General features: G+C 52.2%; 10 protein-coding genes. 4 read left to right on the forward strand and 6 right to left on the reverse strand.

All coding sequences use genetic code 11. The features are described from left to right. Window positions 1-18: 18 nt before the first annotated feature. Window positions 19-237, forward strand: coding sequence for an MbcA/ParS/Xre antitoxin family protein (locus tag B3Y70_RS12780; RefSeq protein WP_286893939.1), 219 nt, complete (start codon window positions 19-21; stop codon window positions 235-237). A gap of 98 nt (window positions 238-335) precedes the next feature. Here the strand turns inward: B3Y70_RS12780 and B3Y70_RS12785 are convergent, their stop codons facing one another. The 6 genes from B3Y70_RS12785 to B3Y70_RS12810 are packed head-to-tail and all read right to left on the reverse strand — an operon-like array spanning window position 336 to window position 9,600. Further along, complete coding sequence (locus B3Y70_RS12785; RefSeq protein ID WP_286893937.1) at window positions 336-671, reverse strand: hypothetical protein; 336 nt, start codon at window positions 669-671, stop codon at window positions 336-338. After that, window positions 668-2,014, reverse strand: a complete 1,347-nt coding sequence (locus tag B3Y70_RS12790) for a PD-(D/E)XK nuclease family protein (protein WP_286893935.1) — start codon at window positions 2,012-2,014, stop codon at window positions 668-670. Before B3Y70_RS12790 ends, B3Y70_RS12785 begins: the two co-directional genes overlap by 4 nt. Window positions 2,015-2,024: 10 nt before the next feature. Next, a complete protein-coding gene (locus B3Y70_RS12795; RefSeq protein ID WP_286893933.1) occupies window positions 2,025-5,063 on the reverse strand; it encodes a type I restriction endonuclease subunit R in 3,039 nt (1,012 codons plus the stop codon). A gap of 40 nt (window positions 5,064-5,103) precedes the next feature. Next, window positions 5,104-5,970, reverse strand: coding sequence for a DNA damage-inducible protein D (gene dinD, locus B3Y70_RS12800; protein ID WP_110693428.1), 867 nt, complete (start codon window positions 5,968-5,970; stop codon window positions 5,104-5,106). Next, window positions 5,963-7,330, reverse strand: coding sequence for a restriction endonuclease subunit S (locus B3Y70_RS12805; RefSeq protein WP_286893930.1), 1,368 nt, complete (start codon window positions 7,328-7,330; stop codon window positions 5,963-5,965). The genes dinD and B3Y70_RS12805 overlap by 8 nt, the downstream gene beginning before the upstream one ends. After that, entirely contained in the window at window positions 7,330-9,600 is a 2,271-nt protein-coding gene (locus B3Y70_RS12810; protein WP_286893928.1) for a type I restriction-modification system subunit M, read from the reverse strand. The genes B3Y70_RS12805 and B3Y70_RS12810 overlap by 1 nt, the downstream gene beginning before the upstream one ends. 337 nt (window positions 9,601-9,937) lie before the next feature. Here B3Y70_RS12810 and B3Y70_RS12815 point away from each other — a divergent pair, with 337 nt between their 5' ends. From B3Y70_RS12815 to B3Y70_RS12825, 3 genes are all read left to right on the forward strand, one after another. Then, window positions 9,938-11,125, forward strand: a complete 1,188-nt coding sequence (locus B3Y70_RS12815) for a hypothetical protein (RefSeq protein ID WP_286893926.1) — start codon at window positions 9,938-9,940, stop codon at window positions 11,123-11,125. Between the two features lie 49 nt (window positions 11,126-11,174). Then, entirely contained in the window at window positions 11,175-11,390 is a 216-nt protein-coding gene (locus B3Y70_RS12820; RefSeq protein ID WP_200201652.1) for an MbcA/ParS/Xre antitoxin family protein, read from the forward strand. A gap of 397 nt (window positions 11,391-11,787) precedes the next feature. Beyond that, window positions 11,788-13,353, forward strand: coding sequence for a hypothetical protein (locus B3Y70_RS12825; RefSeq protein WP_200201653.1), 1,566 nt, complete (start codon window positions 11,788-11,790; stop codon window positions 13,351-13,353). Window positions 13,354-13,426 lie beyond the last annotated feature (73 nt).

The following is a 13,426-nucleotide window of genomic DNA, read 5'->3' on the forward strand; positions in this document are numbered from 1 at the left end:
GCAACTGGAGATCCACCGATGACTAGTGATCAAATGACAACCGACGATCTCAGGAGCCTGGCCTATACAGAGGCAGTGGAGTTGTTTGAGGGTGACAGCAAAGCTGCGGACAGATGGCTGTCCTCGCCGGCACATGGTTTGGGAGGTTGTGCGCCAGGCTCACTGATGAAGACCAAAGAGGGTATTGAGAAAGTCCGTACGTTAATCGGGCAGCTGGAGCGCGGTGTCTTACCATAAAGCCCGGAATCGAATGATCTATCCGTTCTCTCTGGAGATATACCGGACGCAGTTTCGTCCGGCTCAGAAACTGCTATTAGTGACATATCAGTAAAGGCTCACACACTCCGTAGTTCTTCAAACTTGGTCCGTGGCAGCCACTCAATTGCCAGATCGCTGCCGCGAACTTTGACAACGCCCTGGCTAGCGTTCGGTTTATTGTGCTCGGCGCGATACACCAGCAAGATATCCAGCAACTCCATCAAGTGCAGCTTGAAGCCGGAATCCTTCAATGAATCATGATCAGCCTCCTCGAACCGCCAACGAGCATGATCGATGCGGTTATCATCGGAATCACTCAGAAAAAACACTTCCCCTTTTGCTCGATTATCTGCCAGGTACTGTTCCGCCAGTTGGTTGAGTCGGGTTTGATCAAAGTTAGCGTCGTAGCTCATATCTCGTTTCCTTCTGATAAGGGCGTGCTACCAGCACAACCCAAGCTTGTTAAAAGTTCGCCCAGAATTTCCCGCTGTGGGCTGTTAGAAAAATCGGCAAGGTGGGTGATGCCCTGGTACTCAAGGGCTTCGGCGTATGTCATGACCTGAGGAAATATCTTGCTTTTCAGTGCACCAGGCTCTGAAAGCTTCATAATCGGCATCAGGCCCTCTATAGAGTGATCAGCATACTCTGTCAGCAGACAGCCCACATGGAGCATCTTGGAGCCGTAAAACAACATAAGAACCGCCTCCTTTGCCCAGGGACCGGTCTCCAGTCTATAGAAGGCGCCGCGGTTGCGTGTCCCATTACCCGGCCGGAAAAAATTGAACTTGGGCGCGTACAGGAGGCTGGAAGCATCATCCTTGAAGGTGCTATGGACGAAAGGATTCAGCAACTCGGCATTTTCCGGGCCGATCCTGGTCATGTCACCGTTACCTACGCACGGTTCGAATAGTTCTTCCAGATTGGTCGTCAACGCCTGCTCAAGCCAACTAGCGTGTATGGCCGGTAACTCGCTGGCCAACTGGATTGCCTGCTCATGGTGTCGCTTTCCCTCGGCAATGCCCTCTTCGAGAACGTCTTTTAGCGTTTTCACCTTGCTCACATACTCCTTCGTTGCCCGCTCTACCACTGCCTGATAATCCTGCAACGCCCAAGCGATGTGAGATTGCCGGTCAATCGCGTTGGCACATGACTCAAGCCAGGTATGAATACTGTCTTGCCCGGTATTTTTTCGATAACTGAGATTTTGATAGTGAGCGACCGGTTGGCTGTTGGTGTTGAGCAAACGGGATGTCCGGTGACAAACCGTTAACCCACCCAAACCAAAGGCGGAGGGGGCCTGTCGATTTTTAGTCAGGTAAATAAACAGCGTGTCGTCTGCCTGTGCCGGATCCGTGGCATTAATCACCTCAAGGTAACGCGCAACCTGCTGGGGCTGGTCCTGCGCATTGAGTTTGTTTTCGATAACGATCTGCCGTTTACCATCAGTTATCCACAGGTCAATCTGATCTCCTTGGCCATCCGGACAATGTTCTTTCAGCACGGTTACAGATGTCAGATCCAGCCAATCCTGTCGTCCGATAGCCTTCAGGAAGAGTTCAAGAAATCGCGTTCCCTGATAATGCTTCCCCTTCGGATTCAGCAGAGCATAGATAAACCGGGTATGAAGCCGGACTTCATCATTGACGGAAAGAACCGAGCTGAGCAGATTGAAGTCATTCAATCCTTTTCGTTTTTGTTCTGCTTGTTCCTCGTCAAACGCTTCCAGCGCAGCGAAGAGTTCTTCCCATGATTCCATTTCGCCTGCCTTATCCCGTCTCAACGCTGGTTTTAACCTGGTTATACACAGCCCGCATCAGATACTGGGACGCGATATTGCGGAAGGACGCATCGTTCATCAGGCGTATGAAGATGTCTTCGTTGCCGTCCATTCGCTCGACAAACAAGTTCTCAAGCTGCTTGTTAAATACCGGTTCGAAGTTCTCCAGGCTGTTAGCCATGACGGCCTGCCGCAACTGTTCGTTGGCAACGGCGGTTTCCTTTACCTGATCGAAGAACAGCTGATCCGCCGGGGTAAACTCAGTACCAAATCGCTCGTTGAGCTTGTCGACCAGTGTCGATAACTGCACCTCTTCCTCAGCCTGGCCGGTACCAACCTCGGTCGGGCCATACAGGGCTTCCGGCTCGCCTACTTTCAGGTCGATGGCTCCTTCACTGATTTTCTGAAGCCGGTAGTACTTCAGCTCTACCTCATCATCGACCTGCACCGTGCGCGTATCGGTGGTGTAAGGCAGCTTGGTGAGCAGGAAGCGGGAATAGGTGTACAGCTTCTCATGGTCCGAGTCCTGATAAGGAATGATCTGGGCAACGAAGCCGTACAGGTTACGGAAGCTGACCAATTGCCCCTTGAACAGGGCTTGGTCTTCCTCGCTCAATTTCTTGAAACGCTCGACAGCCAGGTCAATCAAACTGTTCAGCTTCTTATGCTCGCCGCCCGTCGGGTTCAGTCGGTTGCGGAACCAGATCTCGCACCAAGCGCTCACCTCGCCCTCCGTGAAAATCTGCCAGGTAGACAATGTGTGAGCCAGGTTATTGAGCTGTTGCGGGTCGGTATCCTCTTCCTTGGTGGTCACCTCGTAATAGGGTTTGAACGCTTTGTAGATTTCATCCGGCTCATTCACGAAGTCCAGGACAAAGGTATCTGTCTTACCCCTGGCCGTTCGGTTAAGCCGTGACAGCGTTTGCACCGCCTGAATGCCTGACAGCTTCTTATCCACATACATGCTATGAAGCAGTGGCTGGTCAAAGCCGGTTTGGTATTTTTCAGCGACCAGTAACACCTGGTATTCCTCGGTGTTGAATTTATCCGGTAGCTCAGACTCCTTGATGCCCTCGTTCATACCGACTTCGGTAAATGTCTTGTCAGCATATTCCTTGAGAGCGATTTCTCCCGAGAAGGCTACAAGGGACTTCACATCGGTATAGCCTTTAGATTTGATGTACTTGTCGAAGCCCAGCTTGTAGCGCACCGCATGTTCACGAGAGCTGGTCACTACCATGGCCTTTGCCCGGCCACCGATCTTGTGGCGGGTGTGGGTGCGGAAGTGTTCAACGATGACCTCAACCTTCTGCGCAATTTCATAGTCGTGGAAGGAAACAAAGCGTGCCAACGCCCTTGCTGCCTTGCGACGTGGTACTTCAGGGTCATCTTCCACCTTCTGGATCAGCTTGTAATACCGTTTGTAGCAGGTGTAGTGGGCCAGCACGTCAAGAATAAACCCCTCTTCAATAGCCTGCCGCATACTGTAGTGATGGAACGGAGCTTCCCCGTTTCGTCCCGGCTCGTTGAACACGGCCATGGTCTTGAACTTGGGGGTAGCGGTGAACGCGAAAAAGCTCAGATTGGGCTGTTTGGCACGTTTGAGCTGCTCCCGGATGAGCTCCTTTTTGGCCTCTTCGCTAAGGCTCTCGTCCTCCATGTCCAGCAACTGCTCAGCGATGGCTGACTCGATGCCATCCTTGTTGAGAATTTTCCGCAGCTCCATGGCCGTTTCGCCACTCTGCGAGCTGTGGGCTTCGTCCACAATCACCGCGAAGCGTTTGCCTTCCGTCGAAATCGAAATGCCTTTGCCTTTCTGCTCTAGCGTGCGGATGGCCTGGCTGATGAAGGGGAATTTCTGGATAGTGGAGATGATGATCGGCACGCCATCGGCCAGCGCCTTGGCCAGTTGCTGAGTATTCTCGTCGATCTTCTGGACGACGCCCAACTTGTGCTCGAACTGGAAGATGGTGTTCTGCAATTGCTGGTCGAGTACCCTGCGGTCAGTAATCACCACCACGGAATGGAATACCTTCTCGTTGTTGGCATCGTGCAGACTGGACAAACGATGAGCCAACCAGGCAATGGAGTTGGATTTACCGGAACCCGCAGAGTGCTGTACCAGATAGTTATGGCCGGAGCCCTTGGCTTTTGCGTGCTGAGTCAGAGACCTTACGGCATCCAGTTGGTGATACCGAGGGAAAATCAGCGTTTCCTTGCGATGGCGCTTGATTCCCTTTTCGGTCACGACCGTTTTCTCTTCCACCTGAAGGTGCAGAAAACGGGCGAGAATATCCATCAGGCTGTCCCGCTCCAGTACCTCTTCCCAGAGGTAAGCGGTACGAACATCACCTTCCATCGGCGGGTTGCCAGCGCCGTAATTAAAACCCCGGTTGAAGGGCAGGAAAAAGGTATCCTTACCCTCCAGGTGGGTCGTCATAAACGCTTGCTCGGTATCTACTGCAAAATGCACCAGGCAGCGATTTTTGAAGGCGAACAGCGGGTCTTTGGGATTCCGCTCGAAGCGGTACTGGGACTTGGCATTTTCTACCGTCCATCCAGTCGTCGACATGGCATTTTTCAGCTCCAGTGTGGCAACTGGGAGGCCGTTCACAGCCAGCACCATGTCAGGAATTGCGCCCGTCTTGGTATGTACCTGACGAACCACGGTAAACCTGTTCGCGGCGTAGCGTTCAGCCGCGCCGGTATCAATACTGGTATTGGGAGCAAAATAAGCCAGCTTCACCGACTTGCCGACGCACTTGAAGCCCTCACGCAGCACAGTCAGGGCGCCTTTTGCAGCCAGCTCCTTGGTGAGCGCATCCAAGAGCATGCTCTCGGCCTTGCTCGCATCCAGATTGTTCAACCGCTCCCAGATCTTGGGTTGTGTCTTCTGCACAAAGCTCACGACATCCGCCGGAAACAAGGCGGTTTCAGCATCGAAACTGGTGGGATCTCCCTTCTGATAGCCACCCTGGGTGATCAACGCCTGCTCTATGGCGTTCTCAAAGTCGATTTCTTTGTGCATAACCTATGTTCCTTTTTAAAACTGGGCTGGGTTCCAGCGACTACTCTTGGTCAGAATCGTCGTTCTGCTGCTTTCCCAGCTTCTTCTGAGCGTTTTCTACTTGTTTGACGCTTTTATCCGGCGTGGGCAGGTTTTCTGGCATGGTACCGCCCAGTTCGCCAATGGTTTGCCGAACCTTCTGGCCTACCTCGAAATGGGTTTTGTTGGCGTTCTGCTTACCCTGAATGTTGTCCCGGCGAAGCTTCTCTTCTGCCTGTGTAGCACGGAACAGATTGGCAGCGAGCTCTGTGCTCCCCATGTAGTCCAGAATCTTGTGGCTCTTCTTGAGCCCTTTTCTGGCATGTAAGTCCTTGGCGCCCAGCCCCCCGTATAGCCCTTTGTAGCCATGATCCTGAAAAATGGCGTAATCCAATGGGGTCTCCACGCCAGCATCCTGGGCAGCCGCCGCCAGGTATTTGTTGTGGGCAATAAGCTCCTTACGGATTGCCAGGCGCTTCTCATCCTCGGAGAGGGATGTGAACTGCTCGCTGTCCTCCAGCTCCTGTCGGCGTGTCTGGATAGCAAAGTAGGTCTGGCCGTTGGCGATGACCGGCTTCGTAGGGTCGCCGTTCTGGACGATCAGGTAACAGGCATACCGCGAAAGATGTACATCCGGGACCTCACGTTGCGCTCCAGAGCCAATACCAACCATTTTGCGCACGTCCGCAAAATGGTCTGCAACGACGTTCCCGGATCTTTCACAGGCATGTTTGGCCTTATCAATAACCGGGACAAAATTCCGCCACTGCGGGTATTCCAGCAGAGGTGCCAGCTCCCTGGCTGACCAGAACTCGTTGCCATGCTCATCCTCTCTGCGGATGCCTTCAAAGCTCTCGTGGTGAGTATTGGTGGACGGCGTATCAGCCATGGGCAACCTCCCTTTGCTCAGTGGTTGTGGGTATGCAGAAGTCCCGCACGTCAATTTTGCCGGTGACTGCGTTGGTGATCAGGGCAGAGCGGTATTCTTTGAGTCGCTCGATGACTTGGATAACTCTTTCGCGCTGTTTCGTTAGCTTATCCAACGAAGTCTTTACGTGGTCAATGATTTCTCTTCGCTCGGTTTCCGGAGGCAGCAATACTGGTAATTTCTTGATATTACTGGAGGAAATCGACGCCAGATTTGTGCTCTGTTTTGCGGTGGTAAAAAAGTAAAACTTGGCGTAACCCGACTGCGTAAGCAGAGCTAGCCAATCAGAAAACTCTGGAATCCTAGGACGCACAGCGAAAACATGATTCTGATGAAGACATGGGTCGATTTCACCCTTCCAAACAGCTCCACGACCAAGTTTGTCGTTGTCACCACCTTCATTCATCAGTACATCCCCCGTCTTCAGGGAGTACCGCTCCAGTTCTGTAGCCAAAATTTCAATGTTAGTAACATGGCTGAGATCAATGAAGCCGTCCTGGACATTTGCAACTCTCAGATACGGGACTTCCACCGTTTCCTCATTTGGTAGTTTGCGACCTTTCGCTACGCCCCCTCTCACCTCGGCGATATATCCGAGAATAGGTACCGTCCAATGCGCCGGGATTTCTCCAACCCAATCGACACCTGAATCTTTCATGGGTACTGACGGATTAAGCCCCTTGGTCACTGCATCACTGATGACGGCCGTTCGTTGCTCGGTTAGCTTGCCCAACAACAGTTGCTTCTTAGCAATCAGTGAATCAATTTGAGTAGTTTTGTAGTTAAGGAAATCAACTATTGCCTGCTGTTCACCTTGCGGTGGAATGCCAGTGATAAGATCTTTTATGAAGTCCTCTGGCACGCGTTTCTGACCTCCCGCGCCATACATTTCTGACTCACCCAGATCTCTGAACCAATCAGAAACCGTTACGTAAAACAGAAAGTCCGGATCGAGTAGATCCAGATCGACTCGTAGCACATGGAGTTCTGTCGTTCCAAAGGCGCACCCGTTTGCCAGTCCCTTGGCAATAGCCCCCTTTCCATTCTCGAAGCAGGGAGTGATTTTCGCGACAACCACATCGTTGTCACGAAAATAGGTATAGCCGCTGCCGATCTGCGCCAGCTCCTTGTCTTCATCTAGTCGAATACCGCCATACTCGCCGACAGCATCCATAGGAATGAATGAAACAAGTTCTGAATCGGATAGGGTGATCTCATTCTTGCTGGGATTCAGCGTCACAGCAAAACGTAAGCGCATAGCCTTCCAGTGATTTGGAAACCCATTATCATCGTATGCAGGGTAGGGGGAGTACCGACTCATCAAACCACCTCTGCCAACATAGCGACGATTTCCTTTTCCAACTGGCTAATCTCGCTGGCAATCTCTTCCAGCGGACGCGGTGGCTCGTACACATAAAAATGGCGATTCAGCGGAATCTCGTAACCAACCTTGGTTTTACTGTGGTCAATCCAGGCATCCGGCACATGGGGCAATACCTCAGCAGCCAAATAGGTCTCGCAATGGTCCTTTACCAACGCAAGCAGCTTGTCATGACCGGTTTCGTTGTCGTATTTCAGCGGCAAGGGCAGGCTGATATCAGCGGGCAACACCACGTTCTCGGTATCGCGCAACTCCGGATCTGGCTCTGGATTGCCCTTCTTGTCGCGGCAAATGTCGGCCTCTGGGTCTCGCTCTGACAGCGCCGCCAGTATCGCCTTCTTCACCGGAGCGCCTACCTTGAGGTCGGCTTTTTTCAAAGCCTTATTCAGCTCTCTATTCAAGACGGCTTCAAATTCATCCCGGTTCCGGTACAAGGTGTCGCCATCCAGCTCTTCCAGCAGGTCTTTTATGGCAGCCTGAGTCTGTTTACCCGCCTCAATTTCTGCCTGATAGGCTGCCGGGTCCTTACGTTTTTTACTGGTGGCCAGGTTGGCAAAGGCGCGCTGTTCGTCGAGTCGAGCAATTCTCTGGGGGCTGGCCTGAAAATTCAGCCTTAACGGGCGTTCCACTGTGATTTTCAGATAGCCAAACTCGTGGTTATCAAAGATCTTGCTGACGGTACGGGTTTCGGTTGCTGTCGGCCTTGATGAGCCTTTGCTGTGTACGGGTACAACAGAGGTCGCATCGTGCTGATGTTCAGCGTACAGGCGCACCAGCTCACGGATATGCTCCTCGGCCAGCTCGTTTCGCTTGTTACCCAGGCTTTTGTCCATCTTTTTGTAATGGCGGGTGCCGTCGATTAGCTGCACTTTGCCTCGGCGGTGTTCGGGCTTGCGGTTACTGACAATCCAGACGTAGGTGTAGATGCCGGTGTTGTAGAACATCTGGTCCGGCAGGGCCACGATGGCATCGAGCAGGTCGTTTTCGATAATCCAACGGCGAATATTGCTCTCACCACTACCGGCATCGCCGGTAAACAAGGGAGAGCCGTTAAAGACCACGGCAATCTTTGAGCCGTCACCACCCTCATTGATACCATCCACCAGCTTCGGCGGGTTGTGCATCTTGGAAATCATGTGTTGCAGGAAAAGCAGCGAGCCATCATTGATTCGGGGCAGACCCGCACCAAAGCGCCCGGAAAAGCCCTGGTCGTCGTACTCTTCACGAACGAAATCTTCTTCCGGCTTCCATTCAACCCCAAAAGGCGGGTTGGAAAGCATGTAGTGGAATTTCTTCTCCGGGTGGCCATCGTGCGGTACGAAGCCGTTGTTTTTGTTCTTGGCGTCTTTCACGCCCAGCGTGTCCCCATAGATGAGATTATCGATGGGTTCGTCTTTGATCAGGAGGTCTGAGCAACAAATGGCGTAGGATTCCGGGTTGTACTCCTGGCCAAACAACTCGATGTGGGCATCAGGGTTCAACCCTTCATGGTTACCGTCACCGCAAATGTACTTTTCAGCTTCCGAGAGCATGCCACCGGTACCGGCTGTGGGGTCGTAGATGCTCCGGTAAATGCCTGGTGCGAAAATGCCTTCCTCATCGGTAAACAACAGTTGCACCATCAATCGGATGACTTCACGCGGAGTAAAGTGGTCCCCGGCTTCTTCGTTGGCCTGTTCGTTAAACTTTCTGACCAGCTCTTCAAACAGATAGCCCATTTGCAGGTTGCTGATGGTCTTGGGTGATAGGTCAATCTCGCTGCTACAAAACTCCTTGAGGATTAGATACAGGCGGTTGGCCTCATCCAGCTTGGCGATTTCAGCCTCAAAATCAAACTTGTCAAAGATATCCCGAGCGCGGGGTGAAAAACCCTGGATGTAGGCAATCACGTTGCCCGCAATGTTCGGCGGATCAGCCAACAGTTTTTCAAAGGTGAAACCGCTGGTATTGAACAGTTCCTGTTTGCGGCCATCGGTGGCGATGCGGGATAGCGCTTTTTCCAATGCAGGGCCGGTTATGCCGCGGGCTTCCAGACGTTCCTTCTCAGCCAGTACCTTTTTCTGGTTTTCCGCCAATACCAAGTCAAAACGACGCAACACAATCATCGGCAACATCACGCGCCGGTACTGGGGCGGCCGATAGGGGCCCCGCAGTTTATTCGCGATATTCCAGATGAAGCCGACAAGGTTTTGATGATGGTTTTGCTGCATGCTGTTCTCGGTGTTGAATTCAGGTTTTCGAGCGTTTGGGCACAGGCAGGTGCTAGAGGAATGTTAGCGCGGTGTCTGCAAACATTGTGGTTCTGAAATCACAGGCCATATCCCTTCCCTGGGCAACTTGATGATTCGGGCTACAGTCTACTTTCAAAACTTTCACATGGGAAAGTTCAGGCAGCATTTCGGATGCCAACAAATGGGGGACGGAGCCCCTGGGTCATGATCAACCCTCTTGTCTGTGACCAGGTCGGTGTTAGACAACTGGTAGGTCTTCGTTCGGTTCTTCGGCTATATAAGAAAAATGTAACCTGCAAAGTGGAGGAGGCTATCTGTGGAAACGACCGCCGCAATTACTAGGGAGTCTCTTTACGAGGAAGTATGGACTGAGCCGGTTTCCAGAGTGGCACCTCGGTACGGGATCTCTGATGTTGCGTTGGGGAAGGTGTGTCGTAAGTACAGAATACCGTTGCCGCCGAGGGGCTACTGGGCAAAAATCAATGCTGGGAAGTCCCCCAGAAAACTCCCGCTTCCTACCGCCAGGGAGTTTGAGAATCACTCCCTGCCTCTTAGCCGATCGCCCACCTATGATCCGAACAACCCCGATGCCTCTCGGAAAAAGGCCATCACCGCCCAGGAACGGATCGGGCTAATCGCGGTGCCAGAGGAACTGGAGTCACCGCATCGACTGATACAAGCTGCATCCAAGCGATTAAAGCGAAAGGCAGGGTGGGACAACTACAAGGGGCTGCGCTCAGCGTCGGCAGAAATATTCGATTTCGAAGTGACTCACGGCGCCATCAATAGGGCACTATTGGTAGGCGATACGCTGATAAAAGCGCTTGAGCGCCAAGGTATAAAAGTATGGGTGGATCCTGAGAAGAGTCGTACTTTGATAGGAATTGGCGACACCTCGTTGCCAATAGCCATTAGCGAGCATGTTGCCAGAACCAAACATAAGGTAACCGCAGCGGAGCAAAAAGCCATTGAGCGCTGGCGACGATCTCCAAATCGTTGGGGAGCCGGATATCATTACCCAAGTCCGCCTGACTATGACTACCACCCGACCGGGAAGCTGACGATTTCAATCGGCATCTATCCTTCAAGAAGTTGGAGTGATACCCCTAAGACCTCGTTGGAGCAAAGGCTGCACCAGGTTGTTGCCGGTGCATTGGACCTGATTGAAGAGGAACGTATTCGCACCGAAGAACAGGAACGCAGGCGTCTCGCCTGGCAAAAGGCAAAAGACCGGTATGACCGTCAAGTGGAGCTTCGGAAACAAGAGCTGGCTCAACTTGAGAAGCTGAAGGCGAGTGCTGCGCAGTGGCTGGAAGCAGAACGGTTACGACAATATATCGATGCAGTTGAGCAATCAGCGGTAAGTGATGGCAGGACAAGTGAGGAACTTGCAGACTGGATTGCTTGGGCTCGGATCAAGGCAGATTGCATTGACCCATTGGTAGCGGTATCGGATGCGATCTTGGATAGCCCGGAACCTAGGTCGCCGGGCTATTATTACTGACAGGACTGATGCTTACAGAAAGCAGTGAGAAACTATTGGAGATTCGCTCGTGAAGGATCAAATCAATACCTTGGAGGAACAGCGGGAAGCTGCCAGGGAAGCGGCCATTGAGGCGTTTGATGGCGATGTGAAGCTAGCAGAATGCTGGCTAAACCAACCGATTAAGGTTCTCGGGAACGAGAGGCCGATCGATTTCATGGATAGCCTCGCACGCATTCGAATTCTCAGAAGCGTCATCGCCAAACTTGAACACGGATTTCCGTAGACAAAGATTTTCTATCAAAGTCGATTACGTGAGAGCTGACGCCTGAGAGTGAACGAATGACCGCTTTTGGGCGTCAGCGGCCAAGCCGGGCCTTGCTCCAGAAAAAACCGTCGCAAAAATTCCAGCAGCCGAGCATGGGCGTCTGAGTCTACAGTTGAACCGCAACATCGCATTCACTGATAGGAGAAACAGATATGTCCAAGTCACGTAGCAAAGGCACAAACCAAAACGCGAATCACCACTCGGATCAACTGAATTCGAATCGCGGTACTAATGGAACAAATCCGGCCAACGCCCACGTTAATGGCAACCGTGGCGGCCAGCTGAACCCAAATCGCAAACGATAAGGAAGCGGAAAGGTTCAAAGCCCCCACGCTGCTGGGGGCTTGCCTCCCAAATGAATATGACAGAATCCATCAGTTTCCCAACGCAAGGTGAGTTGGTCACCTATGCCTTCAAAGCCTTCGGGTTATTACCCACCAAGTACGATCGCGACTCCGAGTTCCGCGACAAGGCTAGAAGTTTTCAGAAGCTACTGAGCAGACTCAAAGACGAAGAGGGCCAGCTCACAAAGAATTTTGAGAAGGCTCTTGCGACATTCGATGAACGCCTTTCCCAGTATCTGGACGACAAGCAGGTCCGAGGGATAATCCTGGGTGTCTTGGCTGATCTATATCGAGAATACAACCGGACGATAATCGAGGAAGGCACATACCGCCCAAAGAACGATACGCTGCTGTATTTTCTGTTCACTCGCGCCACATCAGCTCTGGTGGAAGCCGCCACATTCCATTCGCTTCGTCAGCACAAGTTGTCCGGAGAAGACTTGGTACCCTATCTGGATATGTTTCTTCCCGACATCTCCACTGATGATGAGATTGTCTGGCCGATGGCTAAGGTCATTCGCTGGATCTATTCCGAAGCGGATTGTTCACAAATACAATTCCACGCTCCCGGAAGAGGCCCAGCCTCAGATAATCCAACGTTAGAACAGAACCTTGAGAATGCTGGAAACTGGGTAAGAGACGATGCGTTTCCGTCCTTGCCTTCGTTGCTGGCCAATTTCCAGTCTTCTCTGGCGCTGCAGGAAGGTACTCGAAAGATCCCTGAGAGTTTGAGCTCATCCATTGCGCTGCGACTTACACTGGCCCGAATATCGACGGCTGTATGCAAGGACATTCTGGCGGTCTATGGAGTGGGCGTGCTTAAGCAACTGACTACAAGCGTGCGGCTCTACTTCACTACAATTGCCGATGAAGTGAAGGAGTTTCGAAACGAGCTCAAACGGGCAAATAAAACAGACGATCTGAGTCAGCTCCCAGATCCGGTGTGGCAAGGAGCATGCTCACACTACTCAGAGTTCTTCCAGTTCAAGAAAAAGAGAGCGCTTGAGACTCTTCAAAAGCTCTATGCTGGTGATCCCGAAAACCCATTCAAGCCGGTTGTTATCGAGAAGCTCGCACGTGATATTGGACAGTATCCAGTGGTCACCCGCATGGATCAAATGTTGTTTAGCTCCGCCTGGTTTCCCAGCCGGGAGTTTGAGCGCCTGCTCAATCGAGGGTTTGAACTGAAGCGAGATACGCGGACAACAGAGTTGGACGTTGATCGGTTCGAGCAAGAATTATCCTTGGCCAACTTGGAAGAACAGCTGGCTTGGCTTGGCCCATGGCTTAGAGCGATTTGCCTCTACAGAGCAGAACGTTTCGCAGACGCCTTTGAGCACAGCGAGAAAGCGTACACGCTGGGAAAATACCGGGCTGGGCGCCACCAATACCGCCTGGTGAACCAATACATGGAACTGTGCGCAAAGACCAATCGTCGTCTGAGGTTCAAGCAGGCTCTCGACTGGGCAAACTATGCAGGTATCGAGGTAAGATGGATACGCTCTGAAGAACAGAGTAGAGACCAGATTGATTTCGCGTTTGAGGTCTTGAGTAAGGCAATTTATCCCATCCTGTAGCATCCAATTTATTATTCTACCGAACCGGGCGACAGCTTGCTCTACCGCCCCTGGATGCATCCAGAGTCGACCT

It is taken from the genome of Marinobacter sp. UBA5687 (assembly GCF_002420325.1).
GTDB classification, from domain to species: Bacteria; Pseudomonadota; Gammaproteobacteria; order Pseudomonadales; family Oleiphilaceae; genus Marinobacter; species Marinobacter nauticus.